Source organism: Streptomyces sp., assembly GCF_035644915.1.
GTDB lineage: Bacteria > Actinomycetota > Actinomycetes > Streptomycetales > Streptomycetaceae > Streptomyces.
The window spans coordinates 15922-39595 of sequence record NZ_DASQNP010000043.1 but is presented as its reverse complement, the minus strand read 5'-3'; the positions used below and the strand labels follow the sequence as shown (position 1 = coordinate 39595).

Genomic DNA, 23674 nt, shown 5'->3' with positions numbered 1-23674 from the left:
CCGGCGCCCGCGCGGAGGCGGGCGCCGGGGCGCGGGGGTCAGGACGCCAGGAGGCGCACCCGTGCCCCGCACGTCATCCGGCGGTCGTGGCCGACCGTGCGCTCCGGCCCGGTGAGGGTCAGCGGCACGGTGTGGCGGACGTCGGCGCTGGAGGCGGCCAGGCGCAGCTCCACGGCGCCCGGCTCGACGATCCGCTGCCCGGGCCGCAGGGTGTACGAGGCCAGGTCGGCGTGGAAGTCGAAGACGACCTCGGCCGCCTGGCCGGGCTCCAGCGCCACCCGGGCGTAGCCGACCAGCCGGCTGTCCGGCTGGACGGTGCGGGCCACCGGGTCGTGCAGGTAGAGCTGGACGACCTCGGTGCCGGCCCGTTCGCCGGTGTTGCGCACGGTGAGGCGGACGCCGGTGCCGCCGTCCGTCGGCACGGCGTCGGTGTCGGCCCCGGCCGCCTCCCAGGCGAAGGTGGTGTACGACAGGCCGTGCCCGAAGGGGTACAGCGGGGTCGGGTCGATGTTGCTGGCCGCGCCCTTGAGGCCCAGCGGCGGCGCGAGGTAGGTCCAGGGCTGGCCGCCGGGCGAGCGCGGGACGCTGACCGGGAGCCGCCCGGAGGGGTTGACCCGCCCGGTGAGGACTCCGGCGACCGCCGGCCCGCCCTCCTCGCCGGGGAAGAACGCCTGCACCACGGCGGCGAGCCGGCCCTCCCACCGGCCGAGCGCGTACGGGCGGCCGGTGAGCAGCACCAGCACGACCGGGAGGTCGGTGTCCTCCAGCAGCTCGTCCAGGAACGCCGCCTGGCCGTCGGGGAGCGTGAGGTCCTCGGCGTCGCAGCCCTCGCCGGAGGTGCCGCGCCCGAAGAGGCCGGAGCGGTCGCCGAGCACGGCGACGACGACGTCGGCGTCACCGGGGTCGTCGGTGAGGGCGGCCCCGGGCAGCTCGGCGCCCAGGGCGTCCAGCAGCGTGGGGATCTCCACGCCGAGGGGCAGCCCGGGGTGCTCCACGCCCACGTGCCGGGGGAAGGTGTAGCAGCCGAGCATGGCGGCCTGGTCGTCGGCGCAGGGGCCGAGCACGGCGATGCGGGCCGTGGGGTGCAGGGGCAGTACGCCCCGGTGGTTGTCCAGCAGGACGACCGACTCCTCGGCCACGCGCCGGGCCAGCGCCCGCGTCGCGGGCGGGTCCAGGTCCACCGGGCCCTCGGGCGCGGCGGGCGACCAGTCGGGGTCCAGCAGGCCCAGTTCGCACTTCTGCCGCAGGACCCGCAGCACGGCCCGGTCCACCAGCGACTCGGGCACCTCCCCGGACTGCACGGCCTTCAGCAGCGGCTCGCCGTAGCAGCGCACGCTCGGCAGCTCCACGTCGACGCCCGCCTTCAGGGCCAGGGCGCCGGCGCGGGCGGGGGAGTCGGCGACGCGGTGGTTGCGCTCCAGGAAGGAGATGCCGAAGTAGTCGGCCACGACCGTGCCGTCGAACCCCCACTGCTCGCGCAGCACTCCGGTGAGGAGCTCGGTGTTCGCCGCCGCCGGGACGCCGTCGAGGTCGTTGTAGGCGTGCATCACCGAGCGCGCGCCGCCCTCGCGCAGGGCCATCTCGAAGGGCGGCAGGATCACGTCCGCCAGCTCGCGCGGACCGATCGAGACGGGGGCGTGGTTGCGGGCGCCGCGCGAGGCGGAGTAGCCCGCGAAGTGCTTGAGCGTGGCCACGATCCCGGCCGACTCCAGGCCCGCCACGTAGGCGGTGCCCACGGTCGCCACCAGGTACGGGTCCTCGCCGATCGACTCCTCGGTGCGGCCCCAGCGCGGGTCGCGCACCACGTCCAGGACCGGGGAGAGGCCCTGGTGGATGCCGACCGAGCGCATGGCGGTGCCGATGGCCGAGGCCATCTCGCGCACCAGCGCCGGGTCGAAGGTGGCGCCCCAGGCCAGTGGGGTGGGGAAGATGGTGGCCTGCCAGGCGGTGAAGCCGGTCAGGCACTCCTCGTGGGCGAGGGCCGGGATGCCGAAGCGGTTCGCCGCGGCGACCTTCGCCTGGAAGGCGGCCAGGGCCCGCGCGCCCTCGGCCGGCTCCACGGGAGCCGTGCCGAAGGGACGGGTGAGCTGGCCCAGGCCGTGGGGCAGCAGGCCGTCCAGGTCGACGGCCTCGGAGACCTCGTGCTGGAACGGAGCGACGTCCTCGCCCTCGGCCTCGGAACCCGGCCAGATGCTGGAGAGCTGGGCCAGCTTCTCCTCCAGCGTCATCCGGGACAGCAGATCGGCAGCGCGCTCCTCGACGGGCCGGGAAGTGTCCTGCCAGGGGTGGTGATGCATGAGGCTCCTTGTTCAGCGTCGGCGTGACTCGGCGCGTCCCGCGCGGCTCAGCGTCCGCCGACGCCCATGAGGCCGTTGATGAGCTGACGGCGGGCGAAGAGGTACACGACGAAGATCGGCACGATCGACAGCACGACCGCGGCGAGCAGTGCGGGGATGTCCACCCGGAACTGGCCCACGTAGTCGTAGAGGCCGAGGGTGAGCACCCGGCTCTCCCGCGACTGGGTGAGGATCAGCGGGAAGAGGAAGTTGTTCCAGGCCTGCAGCGCCGCGTAGACCGCGACGGTGGAGATGCCGCCGCGGGAGAGCGGGACCACGAGCTGCAGCAGGACGCGGGCCTGGCCCGCGCCCTCCAGCGCCATCGACTCGTACATCTCCTCCTCGATGTCCCGCATGGTGCCGGCCAGGATCAGCACGCAGACCGGCAGGCAGAACGCGGAGGTCGGCAGGATGATCGCGAGCAGGCTGTCGTAGAGGTTGAGCTGGGTGATCAGCAGGTAGATGGGGATGATCACCGCTTGGGCGGGGATGGCCAGGCCCAGCAGGAAGAACTGGAAGATCCGCTGGGAGGTCCGGCTCATGGTGCGCACCACGGTGTAGCCGACGCACACCGAGAGCACCACGACGACGGCGGCGGTGGCGACGGTGACGATCGCGGTGTTGAGCAGGTAGGTGAAGAAGTCGCTCTCCAGCACCGTCCGGTAGTTGTCGAGCGTGAGGCCGGTGGGCGCGCTCAGCGAGCCCTCGTCGTAGTAGGCGTCGCGGTCCCGGAGGGTGGCGAGGACCAGGACGTACAGCGGCAGGCCGACGATGACCAGCCAGACGAGGGAGGCGATGCCCGCCGGAACGTTCCACTTGCGGACGCGGCGGAGTCTGCCGCGCAGGCCCTGGTCGTGCCGGACCGGCGGTGCCGCCGGCGGCACGGGACGCCGGGACCGCGGGGCCTCGGGACGGGTGGCGGTCTTCACAGCCCCTCCCGGGTGCTGCGCATGGCGCTGAAGCCGGTGAGCCGGACCATCAGCAGGGAGATGGCGGTGGCCACCACGACCAGGGTCGTGGCGATGGCGCTGGCGTAGCCCATGTCGTACGCCTTGAAGCCGGTTTCGTACATCAGGTAGGGCACGATCTTGGTGTCCGTTCCCGGGCCGCCCTCGGTGAGGATGAGGACGGTGTCGAAGAAGGTCAGCGCGCCGACCACCATCAGCACCGAGGAGGTGACGATGGTGTTGCGGAGCTGCGGCAGGGTGATGGAGAAGAACTGCCGGACGGTGCCCGCTCCGTCGATCGACGCCGCGTCGTAGAACGACCGGGGGATCTGCCGGGCGCCGCCCTGGTAGAGCAGGGTGTGGAACGGGATGAACTGCCAGGCGGCCACGAAGGCGATGGCGGCGAAGGCGCCGCGTCCGGTGCCGAGCAGGTTGCCGTCCTCCAGGCCGAACCACGGCCCGATCTCGGAGATCAGGCCGAAGTTGGGGTCCAGCAGCGACTTCCACAGCAGGGCCAGGGCCACCGAGGAGGCCAGCAGCGGCAGGAAGAAGATCGCGCTGAGGACGGCCCGGTTCTTCTGGCGGCCGGCCGCCCACACCCCCAGCAGCAGGGCGATGGGGGTCTGGACCAGCCAACTGAGGGCGGTGAGCAGGACGCTCAGCCACACGGCCTGCCGCATGGTGGGGTCGTTCCACAGCCGTTCCCAGTTGCCGGTGCCGCTGACGCCGGGGAAGTCGCCGAGGCCGTCCCAGTCGGTGAAGGACAGGTAGCCGACCAGCACCATGGGGCCGACGGCGAACAGGACGAAGAACAACACGCCGGGGACCGCCCAGGCAATGCCCGGGCGGCCCACGCGCGGCGACGGGGTCGCTGCTTGCTTCACTTCAGGGCCTTCATGGCGTCGACGAACTTCTCCGGGCTGAGCTGTCCGTTGAACAGCTTCTGGATGTTGGTCAGCATCGGCGTGGCCTGCTTCACCGGCAGGGCCTGGTCCCAGGAGAGGGTGAAGGACGGGGCGTCGCGCACCATGTCGTACTGGTAGAGGGCGTAGTCGGGCGCGGAGTGCTCGACGAGCAGGTTCTCGGAGTCGGAGGTGGTGGGGACGTCGCCGTTGTCCACCAGCTCCTTGGCGTACCAGTCCTCGGCGGCGGTCTTGACGAACTCGACGGCCGCCTCGCGCTGCTCGCCCTTCAGCCTGGAGTTCACCGACCAGAAGTTGGTGGGGTTGCCGACCACGCTCTTGGTGTCGCCCTTGCCGCCGGGAACCGCGGGGAAGGTGGTCCAGCCCAGGCCCTTCTCGGCGAACTTCGGCTGGTTGGCCTTCTGGTTGGCGTACTCCCAGCTCCCCATCAGGTGCATGGCGGCCTTGCCCTTGGCGAAGAGGGTGGAGGCGCCGTCGGCGGTGTAGTTGACCGACTTGTAGTTCTTGCCGAACGCCCCGCGGTCCACCAGGTCCTTCACCGTCCGGGCGGCCTTGAGGACGGCCGGGTCGCCCCAGGCCTCGGAGTCGCCGTTCTGGATGCGCTGGAAGACCTCGGGGCCGCCCGCGCGGTCCAGCAGGTACTCCACCCACATCAGTTCGGTCCAGGCGTCGGTGCCGGCGAGCGCGAAGGGGGTGACGCCCTTCTTCTTGAAGGTGTCGACCAGGCCCAGCAGGTCCTCCCAGGACTCCGGGGGCTCGGCGCCGGCCTGCTCGAAGACGTCCTTGTTGTAGAAGAGGATCACCGGCTGCATGCCGCGCATCGGGACGCCGTAGTAACGGCCGTCGACCTTGCCCGCGTCGAGGATGGAGGGGATGAAGGACTCCTTGAACTCGGCGTCCTTCTCGAACTCGGGGGTGAGGTCGACCAGCATGTCCTTCTCGACGAAGTCGCTGATGCTGCCGCCGCCCCAGTTGAAGAAGACGTCCGGGGCGTTGGGCGTGCCCATGGCGCTGCGCATCTTGTCCTGGTAGCCCTCGCCGGGCACCTCGACGAGCTCGGCCTTGACGTCGGACTTCTCGTTGAAGCGCTTGACCGCCTCGCGCTGCACCTTGGTGGAGGCGTCCTGGTAGACCCAGACCTCCAGGGTGTCCGCGTCCTTCTCGCCGGGACCGCCGCTGCCGCAGGCGGCGAGCGTGGAGGCGGCCAGGACGGCCGCCGTCAGTGTGGCGACATGACGCCGCCGGGATCCCTTACGGCCCGCCTTGGCAGAGCCCAGCACTGCTGTTCGCATCGCATACCTTCCGGAAGGACTCCGAAAATTATCGGTAGTGGTGTGGGGGAACGTACGGATGCGGTTGTGCTATGTCAACGGATCTGACAAAAAACGGGGGAGCGGGCCGACGGTGTAACAAGCCCGTGATCTGGAGTTGTCCCGTCCGCTGCCTTCCTCAGGCGCGCGGCGGCGCGGTGCTGGCCCTGACGACCAGTTCGGTGGCCAGTTCCACGCGCGGCGAGTCGAGTTCCTCGCCACGGGCCTGGCGCAGCACGGTACGGGCCGCCACCTTGCCCATCTCCACCAGCGGCTGGCGCACCGTGGTCAGCGGCGGCGCGGACCAGCGGACCTCCGGAAGGTCGTCGAAGCCCACGACGCTGATGTCCTCCGGCACCCGCATCCCGCGCCGCCGCAGCGCCTCGATGGCGCCCAGCGCCATCTGGTCGCTGGAGGCGAACAGGGCGGTGGGCGGCTCCTCCAGGTCCATCAGCTTGTTGCAGCCGGTGAACCCGGACTCGTGGTAGAAGTCCCCCGGCACCATGAGCCGGTCGTCCACGGGGACGCCCGCGGCCTCCAGCGCGGCGCGGTAGCCGTCCATCCGGGCCCGGCTGCACAGCAGCCGGGACGGGCCGGCGATGAACCCGATCCGGCGGTGGCCCAACCGGAGCAGGTGTTCGGTGGCCGCCATGCCGCCGGCCCAGTTGGTGGCCCCGACGGTGGGGGCGTCCAGGGCGGGCGACCCGGCCGGGTCCACCACGACCAGCGGCACGCCCAGCCGGTGCAGCTCCTCGTGGAGGACCGGCTCCAGGACGGAGGTCACCAGGATCACCCCGCCCGAGGCGCGGGCCCGCAGGTTGCGCATCCACTGCCGGGCCGAGCCCGCGCGGTCGTGGATCGCCGAGACCACCGTGCCGAAGCCGACCTCGTGCGTGGTCTCCTCCACCCCGCGGATGATCTCCACCGCCCACGGGCTGTCCAGGTCGTTGAAGACCAGGTCGATCAGGGCGGGCCGGTCGCCGGAGGAGGAGGTGCGGCGGCGGTAGCCGTACTGCCGCAGCAACTCCTCGACCCTGGCCCGGGTCGCGGGGGCGACGTCCGACCGCCCGTTGACCACCCGCGAGACGGTGGGCACCGAGACCCCCGCCTCCTGGGCGATCGCCGTGATCGTGACCTTCTGCTCCACCTTGGGCGCGACCCTCTGCTCCGTGACCCCACCGGCCGCGGCGGCCGTGCCGTCTGCCATGCCCTCTCCCATGCCCTCATCCTCCACGCACACCGTTGACGGGCGTTCCCATCGGCTCTACCGTTCCCGGCGCACCCTCGAAACCTTCCAACAGTCTTCCGGAAAGCGTTCCGGGGCGTCGAGAGAGGGACACCCCAGCATGAGGCCACACCGTGTACGCACCGTACGTCGTTTAGCCAGGGCGGTCGTAGCCGCCTCCGCCGCCGTGGCCACGCTGGCCTTCGGACTCACCACCACGAGCCAGGCCGCGAACCCCACGCTCCGCGAGGCGGCGGAGCCGACCGGCCGCTTCATCGGCACGGCGGTCAACGACGGCCTGCTGAGCAACAGCACGTACAGGAACATCGCCAGTACCGAGTTCAGCAGCGTCACCGCCGAGAACGCCATGAAGTGGGAGTCGGTCGAGCCGCAGCGCGGCCAGTTCAACTGGGCCGGCGCCGACCGCCTGGTGCAGTTCGCCCAGCAGAACGACCAGCTCGTCTACGGCCACACCCTGGTCTGGCACAGCCAGATGCCCGACTGGCTGGAGAACGGCTCGTTCTCCAACAGCGAGCTGCGCACCATCATGACCGACCACGTCACCACCCAGGTCAGCCGCTACCGCGGCCAGATCCCGCGCTGGGACGTGGTCAACGAGGCGTTCAACGAGGACGGCACCTTCCGCCAGAGCAAGTTCTACCAGCAGCTCGGCGAGTCCTACATCGCCGACTCCTTCCGGGCCGCCCACGCCGCCGACCCCAGTGCCAAGCTCTTCATCAACGACTACAACGTCGAGGGCGTCAACGCCAAGAGCGACGGCCTGTACCGCCTCGTCCAGCGGCTCCTCGACCAGGGGGTGCCCATCCACGGCGTCGGCCTCCAGAGCCACCTCATCGTCGGCCAGGTGCCCGGCACCCTCCAGCAGAACATCCAGCGGTTCGCGAACCTCGGCCTGGAGGTCGTGATCACCGAGCTGGACATCCGGATGCAGATGCCCGCCGACAGCTCCAAGCTCCAGCGGCAGGCCCAGGACTACCGCGCCGTGGCCAACGCGTGCCTGGCGGTCGACGGCTGCACCGGCATCACCGTCTGGGGCATCAGCGACCGCGACTCCTGGGTCCCGGACGTCTTCGAGGGCCAGGGCGCGGCCTGCCCGTACGACGAGAACTACCAGCCCAAGCCGGCCTACGAGGCGCTGCGCGCCGCCTTCGTCGAGGCGGGCGGCGGCGACCCGGGCGACCCCGGTGACCCGGGCGACCCCGGCACCGGGAGCTGCACCGCCGTCTTCACCGTCTCCAACCGCTGGTCCACCGGCTCGGTCGTCTCCGTCAGCGTGCGCACGACCCAGGCCCTGAACACCTGGCGGGTGGAGTTCGACCTGCCGTCGGGCGTCACCGTCGCGAGCGGCTGGAACGGCGGCTTCTCCCAGAGCGGCAGCCGCGTCACCGTCACCAACGCCCCGTACAACGGCACGGTCTCGGCCGGCGGGACGCTCTCCTTCGGCTTCCAGACCAGCGGCGGCGCCGCCCAGGACGGCACCGCCGTCAGCCTCGGCGGCCAGAGGTGCGCCGCGGGCTGACCGGAACCCCCGTCCGGCGCGCCGGCCGTCAGGGCAGGGCGACGGTGCGCCGGACGGGTCCGACGCCGGCCGCGGCCCGCCCCACACGGGCCGCGGCCGGCCCCGCGGACACACCGGCGCCCCCGCCGGGGAAGGACGCCCCCGAGGGCCGGGGGTTCAGCGGACCCGGACGGCGTACGCCGGGACCGACACCCCGTCGTCGTCCAGGCACCGGCCCGTCTCCAGGTCGAAGCGCTGCTTGAGCAGCGGCGACGCCACGAACGCCCGCCCTCCCGCCGAGCCCAGCAGACCGCGGGAGAGGACGTAGGCGCCGGTGAACGGATCGCGGTTGTCGACGGCGTACGTCCGGCCCGCCCGGTCGCGGAACAGGGCGACCTGCCGGCCGTCGGGCAGCAGCGCCGCCACCCCCCGCCCCGGCAGCAGGTCGGACAGGCCGCACACCGCGGCCCAGCCGTCGGCGGCGCGCACCTCCACCCGTACGGCGGTCGCGGCGGAGGCTCCTGCGGCCGGGGCGGGCCGGACGGCCCCGGCAGCGGTGGCGGTGGCAGTGGCAGTGGCAGTGGCGGTAACGGTGGCGGTGGCGGTCATCGTGAAACGGTCCCTTCGAGAGTGCGGACGGGGATGTCCGGGCCGGACAGGAGCGCCAGGTCGGGCTTGATCTGCTCGCGTTCGGGGACGAACCGCACCGACGGGTCGGGCGCGCCCGGTGCGTTGACGAAGGACACGAAGCGCCGCAGCCGCTCGGGGTCGTTCAGGGTCTCGGCCCACTCGTCGCGGTAGTTCGCCACGTGCTCGGCCATCATGGCCTCCAGCTCGTCGCACAGCCCCAGCGAGTCGTGGACGACCACGTCCCGCACGTGGTCCAGCCCGCCCTCGATCCGCTCCAGCCAGGCGGCGGTGCGCTCCAGCCGGTCGGCGGTGCGGATGTAGAACATCAGGAAGCGGTCGATCAGCCGGACCAGCTCGGCGTCGCCGAGGTCCTGGGCCAGCAGGTCGGCGTGGCGCGGGGTCGCGCCGCCGTTGCCGCACACGTACAGGTTCCAGCCGCTCGCCGTGGCGATCACACCGAAGTCCTTGCCCCGCGCCTCCGCGCACTCGCGCTGGCACCCGGAGACCGCCGCCTTCAGCTTGTGCGGCGCGCGCAGCCCCCGGTAACGCAGCTCCAGGTCGATCGCCATGCGCACCGAGTCCTGCACCCCGTAGCGGCACCAGGTGGAGCCCACGCACGACTTCACCGTGCGCAGCGCCTTGCCGTAGGCGTGCCCCGACTCGAAGCCGGCGTCCACCAGCCGCGCCCAGATCGCGGGGAGCTGGTCCACGCGGGCGCCGAACAGGTCGATCCGCTGACCGCCGGTGATCTTGGTGTAGAGGCCGAAGTCCCGGGCCACCTCGCCGATCACGATCAGCTTCTCGGGGGTGATCTCCCCGCCGGGGATGCGCGGCACGATCGAGTACGAGCCGTTGCGCTGCAAGTTGGCCAGGAAGTGGTCGTTGGTGTCCTGGAGGGTGGCCTGCTCGCCGTCCAGGACGTAGCCGCTGGCGCCCAGGACCGGCGCGAGCGAGGCGATGATCGAGGCGACGGCGGGCTTGCAGACCTCGCAGCCGTCGCCGCCGCGGGCCTCCTCGCGGCCGTGGCCGTCCAGCAGCTCGGCGAAGGACGTCAGGCGCAGGGTGCGGACGATCTCGTACAGCTCGCTGCGGGTGTGGGCGAAGCAGCCGCACAGGCCCTTGTCGACGGTGACGCCGCTCGCCTCCAGCTCGTCGTTGACCAGCGTGGTGAGCACCTTCACACAGCTTCCGCAGCCGGTGCCCGCCCGGGTGCACTTCTTCACCTCGGGCACGGTGGTGCAGCGGTGGTCGGTGACGGCCGCGCGGATGGTGCCCTTGGTGACGTTGTGGCAACTGCAGATCACCGCCTCGTCGGGCAGCGCGGACGGCCCCAGCGCCACCGGCGCCCCGGCGCCCGCGGGCAGCACGAGCTGCTCGGGGGGCACCGGCGGGACGCTGCCGGTCAGCGGGCGCAGCGTCCCGTACGCCTCGGCGTCGCCGACCAGCACCCCGCCCAGCAGGGTGCCGTCGGGGGCGATCACCAGCTTCTTGTAGACCCCGGCGCGCGAGTCGGAGTAGACGACGTCCAGGCAGCCCTCGGCCTTTCCGTGGGCGTCGCCGAAGGAGGCCACGTCCACGCCCAGCAGCTTGAGCTTGGTGGAGGTGTCGGCCCCGGTGAAGGAGCGCGTCGCCCGCCCCTGCCCGGCGACCGCCTCGGCGACGGCCTCGGCGCCCACCTGCGCCATCTCGTAGCCGGGCGCGACCAGCCCGTACACCATGCCGTCCACGGCCTTCGCGCACTCGCCGATGGCGTAGACGGCCGGATCGGAGGTGCGGCAGCGCTCGTCGACGACGATGCCGCCGCGCTCGCCGACCTCCAGGCCGCAGTCGCGGGCGAGCTGGTCGCGGGGGCGCACGCCCGCCGAGAAGACCACCATGTCGGTCTCGACCACCGAGCCGTCCGAGAGCGTCATCGAGGTGACGGCCCCGTCCTCGCCGGCGGTGATCTCCTGGCCGCCCACCCCGGTGTGGACGATCAGCCCCATCCCCTCGACGGTGCGGCGCAGCGCGGCGCCGCCGCCCTCGTCGACCTGGAGGGCCATCAGGCGCGGGTTGAACTCCACGACGTGGGTCTCCAGCCCCAGTCCGCGCAGCGCCCCGGCCGCCTCCAGACCGAGCAGCCCGCCGCCGACGACGGTGCCGACCCGGCTGCCCCGGGCGTACTCCTCGATGGCGAGCAGGTCCTCCACCGTGCGGTAGACGAAGCAGCCGGTGCTGTCCCGGCCCGGCACGGGCGGTACGAAGGGGTACGAGCCGGTGGCCAGCACCAGCGCGTCGTAGCCGACCTCCAGCCCGGACCGGGAGGCGACCGTGCGCGCCGCGCGGTCGACGGAGACCGCCGGGTCGCCCAGGTGCAGCTCGATGCCGTGCCGCTCCATGAAGCCCTCGTCCACCAGGGACAGCTCCTCGGGCGAGGTGCCGGAGAAGTACGAGGTCAGGTGCACGCGGTCGTACGCCGGCCGCGGCTCCTCGCACAGCACGACCACCCGGGCCCGCTCGGTGACCTTCCGGTGCGCGAGTTCCTCCAGGAACCGCTGGCCGACCATGCCGTGTCCGACGAGCACGATCGTGGGGCGTGGCGTCCGGGGCATCTCTACAGGCCTCCATCGTTGGTGATCAGGTGGAGCAGCGGGGCGGGGGGCAGCGGCTCGTCGCCCTCCCAGGTGCGGGCGAGCGCGCCGACGGTGCCGAGATCGCCGAGGAGGATGCCGCCCACCAGCCGGTCGCCGCGGACGACGACCTTGCGGTAGACGCTGCGCGTGGCGTCGGTGAGGTGGACGACGTCGTCCCTGGGCCCGGGGACGGTCTCGCCGAACGCGGCCAGGTCCAGCGGGCGCCCGGAGCCGGTGGCGGACGGGGCGAGGGTGAGCCGGGTCAGCGCCCGGGTGCCGGTGTACGCCGCCGGTCCGTCGCTCCCCGCCAGCAGCACGCGCGCCAGCGCGTCCGCCTGGTCCTGGGCGGCGCCCGCCAGCCCGTAGACCGTGCCGCCGTGTTCGGCGCAGTCGCCGATGGCGTGGATCCGGGGATCGGAGGTGCGCAGCTCGTCGTCGACGACGATCCCCTCCCGGACCGTGAGGCCGGCCGCCCTGGCGAGCCCGGTCCGCGGCCGTACGCCGCAGGCCAGCACGGTCAGTTCGGCCTCCAGCCGGTAGCCGTCGGCGAGCCGCACGGCGGTGACGGCGCGCGGCCCGTGCCCCGCGCCCGGCGGGGGCGCGGTCTCCAGGGCGCGGACGCGGCACTCGGTGTGGACCTCCACGCCCAGGCCCTCCAGGTGCTCGCGCAGCAGCGCCGAGGCACCGGCGTCCAGGTGCCGCTCCATCAGGTGCTCGCCCTGGTGGGCGAGGACGGTGCGGACGCCGCGCTCGGTCAGCGCGCGGGCGGCGGACACCCCCAGCAGACCGCCGCCGACGACGACCGCCCGCACCCCGGGCCGTGCCTCCTCCGCCAGGGCCCGGCAGTCGGACAGGGTGCGGAAGGGGTGCACGCCCCGGGGCAGTCCGCGGTCGCCGCGCGCGGCGTCCGGGCCCCCGCCGAGGCCCCCGCCCGGACCCCCGCCGGGGTGGGGGAACAGGCCGCGCAGCGGCGGCAGCACCGGGTTGGAGCCGGTGGCCAGCACCAGCGTGTCGTACGGCACCGAGGAGCCGTCGTCGCACAGCACCCGCCGTTCGGCCCGGTCCAGGCGGACCGCCCGCACCCCGCGCAGCCAGCGGGCGGCGGACGGCTCCGGGAGGGCCGCCACCTCCGGCGCGTACCGCCCGGCCAGCACCTCGGCCAGCAGCACCCGGTTGTACGGGGCGCACGGCTCCTCACCGATGACCGTCAGGTCCACGGCGGACCCGGCGGCGGAGAGCTGCCCGGCGAGCCGTGCGGCGGCCATTCCGCCGCCGACCACCACCACACGCGTCATCGTCATGCAGGCAGCGTGCGGCGCCGCTGTTTCCCGCCCGCATCCCCGCTGTTTCCCGCGGGCAACGCTGCCCTCAGCGCGCCCGGCCCCCGGCTGTGAGCCCCGGGGCGGCGCCCGCGCCGCGGATCAGGGGCCCGGCGGGGGCGGTACGGGCGCCTCGGACGCGGCGGGGGCGGGGATGGTGGGCGGGGCGGCGGGCACGGCCGCCGGACGCGGGCCGGCGAACCGCACGGGCAGCGCCGCCAGGCTCCTGGTCCAGGGCGACGCCGTCCAGACCAGCTCCTCCTCCGGCACGGCGAGCCTGAGGCCCGGCAGCCGGTGCCGGAGGACGTCCACGGCCGTCCGCGCGATCAGCCGGGCCTGCTCCTGGGCCGGACAGGTGTGCGGTCCCGCGCCGAACGCCAGGTGCGAGCGGTTCCCGGCCACCGGCCGCCCGCACCGGGGCAGCACCCGGGGGTCGGCGTTGGCCGCGGCCAGGCCCAGGACGAGCATGTCCCCGGCCCGGACGTCCTGCCCGCCGAACCGCAGGTCGCGGGTGGCGTAGCGGGCGGGCAGGTGCTGGGTGGGCGGGAACCGCCACAGCACCAGTTCGAGCACGTCGTCCACGGTGAGGTGGCCGCCGTCCAGCGAGGACCGCAGGGCGGGGTCGGTCAGCATCGCCCGCAGCGTGGCGGCGATCCAGTTCTTCGTCGTCTGGTTGCCCGCCACCACCGTCACCGCCAGGTTGTGCAGCACCTCCTCGTCGCTCAGCGCGGCGGGGTGCGCCAGCAGCCGGGAAACGATGTCGGGCCCCGGCCGGCGGCGCTTCTCCTCGATCAGGGCGAACAGGAGGCGTTCCATGCGGCGGCCGGCGTTGGCGGAGTCGGCGTTGGCCGCGGCCGTGCCGGCGGCGGCCTCGGCCAGCTTCCGGCCGGTCCGCTCGTCCGCGCCCAGCAGTCGGGTGAGGACCCGCGCCGGCAGCCGGTGCGCGTAGTGCGGCACGAGGTCGGCCTCGCGCCGCCCGGCGAAGGCGTCGATCAGCCGGTCGGCCGCGGTCCGCACCAGGCGGCCCAGCTCGTGCGCGTCGGTCCGGGCCAGCGCGTCGGCGACCGCCGCCCGCATCCGCCGGTGCTGCCGGCCGTCGGTGAACATCAGCGCCGGACGCCAGCCGACGAACGCCAGCACCGGGGAGTCGGCCGGGACGCGGCCCTCGCGCGGCAGGGTCCAGCGCCGCGGGTCGTGGCTGAAGTCCCGCTCGTCCCGGGCCACCCGCAGCAGCTCCCGGTAGCCCAGCACCAGCCAGGCGTGCACGCCCGGGGCCAGGGCGACGGGCGCGACCGGGCCGTGCCGGGTGCGCAGCAGTTCGTACAGCGCGGGCAGGTCGTCCCCGGTCAGGTGCGGTCCGTACAGGGGGGCGGGGCGGCGGCGTGCCGGGCAGCCGCCGGGCTGCCCGGCCGACGGGCGGCGGGGGAGGGCGGTCATGGGGTGGCTCCGGAAGGGGTGCGGGAAGGGGGCGGGAACGGGGAGTGGTCAGCGGGAGGCCGTACCTCCGGAGACAACGCCCTTCCGGCGCGCAAGGTCAATCTTCCTGTCTGAAAAGGGTCTTGAAATACCACTCAGGGGTGATCGGAGCGACCCGGGGACGGGGCTCGGCCGGCGAGCGCGCGCTCCAGGCCCCGCTCGCGCGGCCCCAGGAAGTGCGGGTCGGGGGTGAAGGTGGCGTCCAGTCCGGCCTTGACCGCGCCGGGCAGCTCGCGCAGGGCCCCGTAGAGCCAGGCGCCGTCGCGCGGCTCCCCGACGCCGACGCCGTACGCGTCGATCCCGGCGGCCCGGCACAGGGCCAGCGCGCGGTGGATGTGGAAGTCCTGACTCACCAGCAGGGCGCGTTCGACGCCGAAGATCCGGCGGGCGCGGGAGCAGGAGTCCCAGGTGTCGAAGCCCGCGTGGTCGCCGACCACGTCCCCGGCGGGGACGCCGCGCCGCACCAGGTACTCCCGCATCGCGCCCGGCTCGTCGTAGTCGCGGCGGCTGTTGTCGCCGGTGACCAGCACCGCGCGCACCGCGCCCCGGGCGTACAGCTCGACGGCGGCGTCCAGCCGGTGCGCCAGGTACGGGGACGGTTCGCCGTCCCACAGCCCGGCGCCGAAGACCACCGCGACCGGCGCCGAGGGGGCGTCGGCGGCCGTGCGGACCCGGTCGCCGGCCGTCACCCGGAGCCAGGTGGCGGGCAGCAGGCCCAGCACGCACAGCAGCACCGCGACCTGGACCGCCCGTCGCCTCGTTTCGACCGTCACACCGGGAAGGACGGCCCGCACCGCGCGGAGGTTGCCCCGGTTACGGTGGCACCGGACACAGCGGCACGCAGCGGTGAAGGAGTGACGAGCAGTGGCGAGCACGGCGGAGGTCCTGACCGTACTGACCACCACCGACAGCGCCGAGAAGGCCGAGGCGCTGGCGCGCGGCGCGGTGGAGGCCCGCCTCGCGGCGTGCGCGCAGGTGGCCGGCCCGGTGACGTCGGTGTACCGGTGGGAGGGCGCCGTACGGACCGACCGCGAGTGGCAGGTGCTGCTGAAGACGACGGCGGCCCGCTACGACGCCCTGGAGGCGCATCTGCGCGCGGCGCACGACTACGACACCCCCGAGATCATCGCGACCCCCGTCACCCGCGGCGGCGCGGACTACCTGGCGTGGGTAGCGGCGGAGACGGACGGGACGGACGGCGCCCGGGGGTCACAGGGCGAGGTGACGGCGCAGGGCGGCGTCGATGTCGGCCAGGACGTGTGACGGCAGCGAGCCGACCCGGTGCAGCAGCCTTTCCACGGCCACGGACCGGACCTGTTCGCACTGGGCCTTGGAATCCCGACGCAAGCCGCAGTCAGCGGCCTTGAGGAGCACCTGGAACGGGTAGACGCGTGCGGTGTTGGACGTCACGGGGACGACGGTCAGCACACCCCGCCCGGCACGGTCCGCCGAACGGTTGGCGGCATCGTTGGACACGATGACGGCGGGCCGCGCCTTGTTGGCCTCGCTGCCGCGCGCCGGATCCAGATCGACCAGATAGACGTCACCGCGCCGCATCGCCGAGCCCGTCAGCGGTGGTCGTGTCCCACAGCTCGGCGTCCTCGCCCTCGTCCCACTCCTGCCAGGCGGCCGTGTAGTCCCGTTCGAGTTCCGACGCACGCAGCAGTTCGATCGCGGCGTGTATCACGGCCGACCGTGACTCGGCCTCCGTCCTGGCGGCGTACGCGTCGACGAAAGCGATGTCCTCCTGGGGCAGGCTCACACTCACCTTCATACCAGTGATGCTACCCGGGTGGCTCCTCCCCTGCCACCCCGCTTACCACCGTCCCGTCCCCCACGGCCTCCACCCGGACCGCGCAGACCTTGAACTCCGGCATCCGCGAGACCGGGTCCAGGGCCGGGTTGGTCAGGGTGTTGGCGCGGCCGGGGCCCGGCCAGTGGAACGGCATGAACACCGTGTCCGGGCGGATGCCCGGGGTGATCCGGGCCGGGGCCACCGCCCGGCCCCGCCGCGAGACCACCGCGACCGGATCGCCCTCGGCCACCCCCAGCCGCCGCGCGAGCCGCGGGTGCAGTTCGACGAACGGGCCGGGCGCGGCGTCGTTCAGCTCCGCCACCCGGCGGGTCTGGGCGCCCGACTGGTACTGGGCCAGCACCCGGCCGGTGGTCAGCAGCAGCGGGTGGTCCGCGTCCGGCTCCTCCGCCGCGGGCCGGTGGGTGACGGGCACGAAGCGGGCCCGGCCGTCGTCGGTGGCGAAGCGGTCCAGGAACAGGCGCGGGGTGCCGGGGTGCGGGGCGGGGGAGTAGTCGCCCGCCGGGTCGTCGGCCTCGTCCACCGCCGGGACCTCCGGGCAGGGCCAGAAGACGCCGTCCTCCTCGGCGATGCGCCGGTAGGTGATCCCCGAGTAGTCCGCCGGGCCCCCGGCCGAGGCCCGCCGCAGCTCCGCGAAGACCTCCTCCGGATCGGTGGGGAAGCCCTTCTCCCAGCCCAGCCGGGCGGCGAGCGCGTGCAGCACCTCCAGGTCGGTGCGCACCCCGGGCGGGGCGTCCACGGCCTTGCGGCGCAGCAGCACCCGCCCCTCCAGGTTGGTGGTCGTGCCCGTCTCCTCCGCCCACTGCGCCACCGGCAGCACCACGTCGGCCAGCGCCGCCGTCTCCGACAGCACCACGTCGCACACGGCCAGGAAGTCCAGCGACCGCAGCCGCTCCTCCACATGGGCGGCGCGGGGCGCGGAGACCACCGGGTTGGAGCCCGTCAGCAGCAGGGCGCGCACATCGCCCCCGAGCGCGTCCAGCAGCTCGTACGCGCTGCGCCCCGGCCCCGGCAGCACCTCGGGGTCCACGCCCCACACCCGCGCGACGTGGGCGCGGGCCGCCGGATCGTCCAGCCTGCGGTAGCCGGGGAGCTGGTCGGCCTTCTGGCCGTGCTCGCGCCCGCCCTGGCCGTTGCCCTGCCCGGTCAGGCAGCCGTAGCCGGACAGCGGGCGGCCCGCCCGGCCGGTGGCCAGGCACAGGTTGATCCAGGCGCCGACGGTGTCGGTGCCCTTCGACTGCTGCTCGGGTCCGCGCGCGGTGAGCACCATCGAGGACTGTGCGTCGCAGAACATCGCCACCGCCTCGCGCAGCGCGGGCACCGGCACCCCGGTGATCCGCTCCACCAGCTCCGGCCAGTGCGCCATCGCCGCGGCGCGCGCCTCGGGCCAGCCGGTGGTGCGGGCGGCCACGAACCCGGTGTCCACCCGGCCCTCGGCGACCACCAGGTGCAGCAGCCCCAGCGCCAGCGCCAGGTCCGTGCCCGGGCGCGGGGCCAGGTGCAGGTCGGCGTGCTCGGCGGTGCGGGTGCGCCGGGGGTCCACCACGATCAGCCTGCCGCCCCGCTCGCGCAGTTCGGTGAGGTAGCGCAGGGCGGGCGGCATGGTCTCGGCGAGGTTGGAGCCGACGAGGATCACACAGCCGGTGCGGGCCACGTCCGCCAGCGGGAACGGCAGGCCGCGGTCCAGGCCGAACGCCCTGCCCTGCGCGGCGGCGGCCGAGGACATGCAGAACCGGCCGTTGTAGTCGATCTGCGAGGTGCCCAGCACCAGACGGGCGAACTTGCCCAGCGCGTACGCCTTCTCGTTCGTCAGCCCGCCGCCGCCGAACACCCCCACCGCGTCCGGCCCGTGCGCGGCCCGCACCGCGGACAGGCCCGCGGCGACACGGTCCAGCGCCTCGTCCCAGCCGGCCGGCTCCAGCGGCCCGCCGGGGCGGCGGCGGACCAGGGGCCCGGTCAGGCGCACCCGGGAGGAGAGCAGGGCGGGCGCGGTGCGGCCCTTGCCGCACAGGGCGCCCCGGTTGACGTCGAACGCGGTGCGCTCGACCACCTCGACGCCGCCGGCCGCCCCGTCCGCGCCCGGCCTCAGTCCCATGCCGCACTGGAGGGCGCAGTACGGGCAGTGGGTGTCCACGGTCGCCGCGGGGGCGCCGGGCGCCGCTCCGGCGGGCGGGGCAGTCGTCACGCTCATGCGCCCAGCGTGCCGCGCGCGTGTTACGCCCCGTGCCTCCGCGGGTTACGGGCCGGGCACGCCGGCCTCAGCCCGGCCCGGGGCGCGCCGTGAGCCGCCCGCAACCGGACGACACGGCGCCGCAACGGCGGGGCAACCGCGGCCCGCCACACTCGCCCCATGGCTCCCCGACCCCCGCGGCCCTCCCGCTCCCCCCGCCCCCGCCGCCCCGCGCCCGTCCTGGTCGCGGTCGCCCACGGCTCCCGCGACCCCGAGGCGCTGCGCACCGTCACCGCGCTGCTGGCGCTCGTCCGGTCGCTGCGCCCCGGACTGCGGGTGGAACTGGGGCACATCGAGCTGAACGAGCCCCTGCTGACGGACGCCCTGGCCGCGCTGCCGGGCGGCCCCCGGAGCTCCGCGGTCCTCGTCCCGCTGCTCTTCGGCCGCGGCCACCACGTCAAGCACGACCTGCCCCGGGCCGCGGCCGCCGCCCGCCACCTGGACGTGCGGATCGCCGCCCCGCTGGGACCGCACCCCCTGCTCGCCGACGCCCTCGCCGCACGGCTGGCCGGGACCGGTCGGCGCGTCCCCCGCGACCCGGACGGCGGCGTGGTGCTGGCCGCGGCCGGCTCCCGCGATCCGGAGTCGGCCGCGGACACCGGGCGGACGGCCGCCCTGCTCTCCGCCCGCCTCGGCGGCGTCCCGGTCGTCCCCGCCTACGCCTCGGCCGCCGCGCCGACCATCCCCGAGGCGGTGGCCGCCCTGCGCGCCGCCGGCCGCCGCGACATCGCCCTCGCCTCCTGCTTCACCGCCCCCGGCCTCTTCGCCGCCCGGTGCGCGCGGGCCGTGCCCGGCCTGCCCTCCGCCCGTCCGCTGGGCGCGCACCCGGCCCTGGCCCGCCTGGTCCTGCACCGCTACGACGAGGCCCGCACGGCGGCGCTCCGCACCGCCGGGGACGGCCTGGCCCGCGCCTCCTGACCGGTCCCGCCCGGCCGTCTGTCGCCCGTGGCGGCTACCGTCGGTGTGTGGACGGCGGATACGGCGATGCGTACGCCATGGACGAGGCCATGCACCACCCCATGCACGACCCCCTGCACGATGCGGCGCACTACGACCGGGCCGCGCTCGAACGCTGGGTGCCCGAGCCCGACAAACGGCCCGGCCGCACCGCCTTCCAGCGGGACCGGGCCCGGGTGCTGCACTCCGCGGCGCTGCGGCGGCTCGCGGGCAAGACCCAGGTCGTCACCCCCGACGGCGCCTCCCAGGAGTGGGACGCCAGTCCCCGCACCCGGCTGACGCACTCCCTGGAGTGCGCCCAGGTCGGCCGGGAGCTGGGCGCCGCGCTCGGCTGCGACCCGGACCTGGTGGAGACCGCCTGCCTCGCCCACGACCTGGGGCACCCGCCCTTCGGCCACAACGGCGAGCGGGCGCTGGACGAGATCGCCGCGCCCTGCGGCGGGTTCGAGGGCAACGCCCAGTCGCTGCGGCTGCTGTCCCGGCTGGAGCCCAAGCGGTTCGCCGTGGAGCGGGCGGACGACGGCGACCGGCTGGTCAGCGTCGGCCTCAACCTCACCCGCGCCGCGCTGGACGCCGCCACCAAGTACCCCTGGCCGCGCGGCGGCCACCCCACCGACCCCGCCTCGCGGAAGTTCGGCGTCTACGAGGACGACCTGCCGGTCTTCGAATGGTTCCGGCGCGGCGCCCCCGAGCACCGGCGGTGCTTCGAGGCGCAGGTCATGGACTGGTCCGACGACGTCGCCTACTCCGTCCACGACTTCGAGGACGGCCTGCACGCCGGGCACCTCGACCCCAACCTGCTGCTGGCCGAACCCGAGCGCCGCGAGGTCCTCGCCGTCGCCGCCCGGCGGTACGCCCCGCCCGGCACGGAGGAGGCCGAACTCGCCGAGGCCCTGGACCGGTTGCTGGAGCAGGAGTGGTGGCCGCACGGCTACGACGGCTCGGCCGTCGCCCAGGCCCGGCTGAAGGACGCCACCAGCCAGCTCATCGGCCGGTTCTGCCTGGCCGCCGAGGGCGCCACCCGGGCGGCGTACGGCTCGGGCCGCCTGACCCGCTACGCCGCCCGCCTGGTGGTGCCGCGCGGGACGCGGCTGGAGTGCGACGTGCTCAAGGCGGTCGCCGACCGGTACGTCATGCAGCGCCCCGACCAGGACCGCCTGCGCCGCGAGCAGCGCGCCGTCCTCGCCGAACTGGCCGACGCGCTGACCGCCCGCGCCCCGGACGGCCTGGACCCCCAGTTCCGCGCGCTGTTCGCGGCGGCCGGCACCGACACGGCCCGGCTGCGCGTGGTCGTCGACCAGATCGCCTCCCTCACCGACGCCTCGGCCCGCCGCCTCCACGCCCGCCTCACCGGGGCCCGCGGCACCACCGTCATCGGCCTGCGGTGAACCGGTGGCCGCGCCGGCCGGCGCAGGCGCGCGGGCGGCGTACGCCCAACGGCGGTCGGCGATCACCCCAATGCCCCTCCGCGGTGGCGGAGCGGACGGGAGGCGGATTGCATCGACGGGGGAGCCCCCCGCCGGGCTCCCGTTCCCGACTTCCTTTCGGAAAGGCGGACCGTCCATGCGACGCATCACCACAGCGCTGGGCTCCCTTGCCACAGCCACCCTGATGGCCCTCGCCGTGCCCCACTCCGCGACCGCCGCCCAGGGCCTCCTCATCATCGGCAACACGTCCTTCCAGAACCCGAGCGGCTGCTACGGGCTCCAGGGGGACCGGGGCCACCGCCAGGGGGACCACCGTGGGGTCGTCCTCGGAGACCTCCGCGAAGGCGCCCTCGAGGACGCCGGCACCTCCGAGAACACCGAGATCCCCGAGAGCGCCGACCTCCCCGGGAGCACCGAGAACCTCGACGACGGCGGCCGCGGCGGCGACGGCGGCCGTGACCGCGACCGCGGCCGTGACCGCGGCTGGACGCTGGTCGGCAACTTCACCAACCGCACGGCCCTCGTCTTCAGCGACGACTACTGCACGGGCTACCTGATCGACGAGGTCCGGCCGCGCGAGCAGACCGAGATCAGGGGCGAGAGCCTCTTCATCCGGTGACGCGCTGACCCCCGTCCCGCGCCCCACCCCCCGCACCCGCCCGGCGCCGCGCCGGGCGGGTGCGCGGTGTGACGGACGTCAGGGGAGCGCGCGGCCGGTGGTGCTGTCCACGTGGGAGGGGATCTCCCCCTCGTGGCGGTCCCCGGTCGTGGCCGTCCCCGTGGGCTCGAACATCAGGATCGACCCGCCCGGCGAGGACGGCTTGTGCTCGGTGCCCCGGGGCACCACGAAGACGTCGCCCTCGGTCAGCACCACGGTGGTCTCGTTGCCGTCGGCGTCGCGCAGGGCGATGTCGAAGCGGCCGTCGAGGACGAGGAAGAACTCGTCGGTGTCCTCGTGGACGTGCCAGACGTGCTCGCCCCGGGTGTGGGCGATCCGCACGTCGTAGTCGTTGACGCGGGTCACGATCCGGGGGCTGTAGACGTCGTCGAAGGAGGCCAGCGCCTCGGTCAGGTTCACGGGCTGCCGTATGGAGTCGGTGGTCATGCGGACGATCCTCGGCCGGGGCGGCCCCCGGCGTCTTGTACGTTGTTGACGTGGCGGACACGGGGGCGGAGGAGATGCCGGAGGGGTGCCGGGTCACGGCGTGGCGGCCGCCGGTCGCCGGGATCTCCGAGGTGTTCCACGCCCGCATCGCCGGCTACCGCTATCCGGTGCACTGCCACGACACCTGGACCGTCCTCATCGTCGACGACGGCGCCATCCGCTACGACCTGGACGCCCGCAGCCACGGCACCGTCCCCGGCGCCGTCTCCGTGCTGCCGCCCGGCGTCGCCCACGACGGGCGGCCGGCGGAGCGCCACGGATGGTTCCGCAAGCGGAACCTCTACCTGGACGCCGATTTCCTGCCCGTCCGTCTCACCGGCCCCGCGGTGGACACGTCCGTCGTCCACGACCGCGCGCTGCGGGCCGCCGTCAGCGAACTCCACCACCGTCTCGTCGCACCCGAGGGGATGGACGTCGAGGCCCGGCTGGCGATGATCGCCGACCGCCTCCGGCTGCACCTCGAACCGCGCACCCCCGCCGTCCCCGAGCCCGAACCGGCCCTCGCCCGGCGGCTGCGCGCCTTCCTGGACGACCGTCTCACCACCGGGGTGACGCTCGCGGAGGCGGCCGAGGCGCTCGACCGGACCGTCCCCCACCTCATCCGCAGCTTCAGGCGGCGGTACGGGATCACCCCGCACGCCTACGTCGTCGGGGCCCGCATCGAGCGGGCCCGCGGGCGCCTGCTGCGCGGCGAGCCGCCGGCCCGGGTCGCCGTCGAGGTCGGCTTCCACGACCAGGCCCACTTCACCCGCCACTTCAAGCGCCACGTCTCCGTCCCGCCCGCCCGCTACGCGGCCGGGGGCCCCGCCCGGCCCTCCTAGGCCGGCTCCGCCGCCAGGTCGGCCAGGACCGCCGCGTGGTCGGAGGGCCAGACGCCGCCGACGGGGCCGTCGCCCGCGCGCCGTACGGAGACGACGCGGCCGAGCCCGCCGGGGCCGGGCGGGCCGACGTGGACGTAGTCGATCCGGGCGCTGGGGGCGAAGGCCGCCGCGACGTGGGGGTTCGCCGTGTCCCGGGTGGCCGACGGCGCCCGCGGGTCGGCGTACTCCCAGGCGTCGAGGAGGACCTGGCCGGGCACGGCGGGGGCCGTCCTGTAGCCGCCCAGCAGCCGGATCTCGTCGGAGTCCGGCCAGGCGTTGAAGTCGCCGGTGACCACCGGCGGGAAGTCGGTCCCGCCGCGGCGGGACGCGACGAACTCGGCCAGGACGGCGACCTGTTCGCGGCGGACGGCCGAGGCGTCGGTGGCGGAGGTCAGGTGGGCGGTGAAGAACGGCACCCGGTGGCCGGGCGCGTCCACCAGCGCGTACAGGGCCAGGCGGCCGTCGTCCAGGCTCGCCGGGGCGGGCAGCCGCACCGCCTCGCGGGCCACGACGGGCCACCGGCTGAGCACGGCGTTGCCGATGTCGGCCGCCGGATCGTCCAGGCGCTCGCGCCACCTCTCCGGCGCCGGTGAGGCGGCCCAGGTCCAGTGCAGGCCGAGTTCCTCCGCGAGCCACTCCGCGAGGTTCTCCCCGTCGCGGGCCCACACCTCCTGCAACCCGACGATGTCCGGGCGCAGCTCGCGCAGCACGGTGAGGATCGCCTTCCGCCGCTCCTGCCACGGTCCGAACCGCCACCACACGTTCCACGTCAGCACGCGCATCCGCCGCACTGCCCCTCTCCGGTTCCCTCGGGTGCATCCCGCTGCCGCCCCGGTACCCCCTCGGATGACGCGCAACGGTCCGGACGCGGAACGGCCCGGGAACGGGAGAGGGCTTCTGCGCGCCCTTTTTGTCATGCGCATGC

20 protein-coding genes and 1 pseudogene are annotated in these 23674 nt (G+C 74.5%); 6 read left to right on the top strand and 15 right to left on the bottom strand.

Annotated features, from left to right (window positions below; all coding sequences use genetic code 11):
• Positions 1-38: 38 nt before the first annotated feature.
• The 5 genes from VE546_RS04780 to VE546_RS04760 all read right to left on the bottom strand — a co-directional run bounded on the left by VE546_RS04780 (position 39) and on the right by VE546_RS04760 (position 6723).
• A complete protein-coding gene (locus VE546_RS04780; protein WP_324918775.1) occupies positions 39-2297 on the bottom strand; it encodes a beta-glucosidase family protein in 2259 nt (752 codons plus the stop codon).
• A 47-nt stretch (positions 2298-2344) separates the two neighbouring features.
• Entirely contained in the window at positions 2345-3265 is a 921-nt protein-coding gene (locus VE546_RS04775; protein ID WP_414720402.1) for a carbohydrate ABC transporter permease, read from the bottom strand.
• Positions 3262-4167 carry a sugar ABC transporter permease gene (locus VE546_RS04770; RefSeq protein WP_324918771.1) on the bottom strand — a complete coding sequence of 302 codons (906 nt, stop codon included), beginning with the start codon at positions 4165-4167 and terminating at the stop codon, positions 3262-3264. Before VE546_RS04770 ends, VE546_RS04775 begins: the two co-directional genes overlap by 4 nt.
• Positions 4164-5498, bottom strand: a complete 1335-nt coding sequence (locus tag VE546_RS04765; RefSeq protein WP_324918768.1) for an ABC transporter substrate-binding protein — start codon at positions 5496-5498, stop codon at positions 4164-4166. The genes VE546_RS04770 and VE546_RS04765 overlap by 4 nt, the downstream gene beginning before the upstream one ends.
• A 157-nt stretch (positions 5499-5655) precedes the next feature.
• Positions 5656-6723: a LacI family DNA-binding transcriptional regulator gene (locus VE546_RS04760; protein WP_324918765.1), complete on the bottom strand. Its 1068-nt coding sequence runs from the start codon at positions 6721-6723 to the stop codon at positions 5656-5658.
• A 139-nt stretch (positions 6724-6862) separates the two neighbouring features.
• On the opposite strand from VE546_RS04760, the gene VE546_RS04755 reads away from it, so the two are divergent.
• Positions 6863-8281, top strand: coding sequence for an endo-1,4-beta-xylanase (locus tag VE546_RS04755; RefSeq protein WP_324918761.1), 1419 nt, complete (start codon positions 6863-6865; stop codon positions 8279-8281).
• 156 nt (positions 8282-8437) lie between these two features.
• Here VE546_RS04755 and nirD read toward each other — a convergent pair whose 3' ends face one another.
• From nirD to VE546_RS04730, 5 genes are all read right to left on the bottom strand, one after another.
• Positions 8438-8869, bottom strand: coding sequence for a nitrite reductase small subunit NirD (gene nirD / locus VE546_RS04750; RefSeq protein WP_324918758.1), 432 nt, complete (start codon positions 8867-8869; stop codon positions 8438-8440).
• Positions 8866-11481, bottom strand: coding sequence for a nitrite reductase large subunit NirB (nirB, locus tag VE546_RS04745; RefSeq protein WP_324918755.1), 2616 nt, complete (start codon positions 11479-11481; stop codon positions 8866-8868). The genes nirD and nirB overlap by 4 nt, the downstream gene beginning before the upstream one ends.
• Before the next feature lie 2 nt (positions 11482-11483).
• Positions 11484-12803 (bottom strand): NAD(P)/FAD-dependent oxidoreductase, encoded by a 1320-nt coding sequence (locus tag VE546_RS04740; protein WP_324918752.1) that lies wholly within the window; start codon positions 12801-12803, stop codon positions 11484-11486.
• Positions 12804-12923: 120 nt separating this feature from the next.
• Positions 12924-14258, bottom strand: coding sequence for a cytochrome P450 (locus VE546_RS04735; RefSeq protein ID WP_324918749.1), 1335 nt, complete (start codon positions 14256-14258; stop codon positions 12924-12926).
• A gap of 134 nt (positions 14259-14392) precedes the next feature.
• Complete coding sequence (locus VE546_RS04730) at positions 14393-15070, bottom strand: SanA/YdcF family protein (RefSeq protein ID WP_324918746.1); 678 nt, start codon at positions 15068-15070, stop codon at positions 14393-14395.
• A gap of 91 nt (positions 15071-15161) precedes the next feature.
• Between VE546_RS04730 and cutA the strand changes: the two are divergent.
• Positions 15162-15482: pseudogene (cutA, locus tag VE546_RS04725) on the top strand (divalent-cation tolerance protein CutA); the annotation flags it as partial.
• Between the two features lie 24 nt (positions 15483-15506).
• Here the strand turns inward: cutA and VE546_RS04720 are convergent.
• From VE546_RS04720 to VE546_RS04710, 3 genes are read right to left on the bottom strand one after another with little or no spacing between them, the layout of a single operon-like run.
• Positions 15507-15854, bottom strand: coding sequence for a type II toxin-antitoxin system PemK/MazF family toxin (locus VE546_RS04720; protein ID WP_324918743.1), 348 nt, complete (start codon positions 15852-15854; stop codon positions 15507-15509).
• Positions 15841-16071, bottom strand: a complete 231-nt coding sequence (locus VE546_RS04715; RefSeq protein ID WP_324918740.1) for a ribbon-helix-helix domain-containing protein — start codon at positions 16069-16071, stop codon at positions 15841-15843. The genes VE546_RS04720 and VE546_RS04715 overlap by 14 nt, the downstream gene beginning before the upstream one ends.
• Before the next feature lie 10 nt (positions 16072-16081).
• The gene (locus tag VE546_RS04710; RefSeq protein WP_324918737.1) at positions 16082-18301 is read right to left on the bottom strand and encodes a molybdopterin oxidoreductase family protein; all 2220 of its coding nucleotides are present in this window, start codon (positions 18299-18301) and stop codon (positions 16082-16084) included.
• A gap of 159 nt (positions 18302-18460) precedes the next feature.
• On the opposite strand from VE546_RS04710, the gene VE546_RS04705 reads away from it, so the two are divergent.
• From VE546_RS04705 to VE546_RS04695, 3 genes are all read left to right on the top strand, one after another.
• The gene (locus tag VE546_RS04705) at positions 18461-19258 is read left to right on the top strand and encodes a sirohydrochlorin chelatase (protein ID WP_324918735.1); all 798 of its coding nucleotides are present in this window, start codon (positions 18461-18463) and stop codon (positions 19256-19258) included.
• 101 nt (positions 19259-19359) lie between these two features.
• Positions 19360-20685 (top strand): deoxyguanosinetriphosphate triphosphohydrolase, encoded by a 1326-nt coding sequence (locus tag VE546_RS04700; RefSeq protein ID WP_414720404.1) that lies wholly within the window; start codon positions 19360-19362, stop codon positions 20683-20685.
• 175 nt (positions 20686-20860) lie between these two features.
• A complete protein-coding gene (locus VE546_RS04695; RefSeq protein WP_324918732.1) occupies positions 20861-21343 on the top strand; it encodes a hypothetical protein in 483 nt (160 codons plus the stop codon).
• Positions 21344-21421: 78 nt separating this feature from the next.
• On the opposite strand, the gene VE546_RS04690 is transcribed toward VE546_RS04695, so the two are convergent.
• The gene (locus VE546_RS04690; protein WP_324918729.1) at positions 21422-21829 is read right to left on the bottom strand and encodes a cupin domain-containing protein; all 408 of its coding nucleotides are present in this window, start codon (positions 21827-21829) and stop codon (positions 21422-21424) included.
• Positions 21830-21879: 50 nt separating this feature from the next.
• Here VE546_RS04690 and VE546_RS04685 point away from each other — a divergent pair, with 50 nt between their 5' ends.
• Complete coding sequence (locus VE546_RS04685) at positions 21880-22710, top strand: AraC family transcriptional regulator (RefSeq protein ID WP_324918726.1); 831 nt, start codon at positions 21880-21882, stop codon at positions 22708-22710.
• Here VE546_RS04685 and VE546_RS04680 read toward each other — a convergent pair.
• Positions 22707-23531 carry an endonuclease/exonuclease/phosphatase family protein gene (locus VE546_RS04680; RefSeq protein WP_324918723.1) on the bottom strand — a complete coding sequence of 275 codons (825 nt, stop codon included), beginning with the start codon at positions 23529-23531 and terminating at the stop codon, positions 22707-22709. The genes VE546_RS04685 and VE546_RS04680 overlap by 4 nt on opposite strands.
• Positions 23532-23674 lie beyond the last annotated feature (143 nt).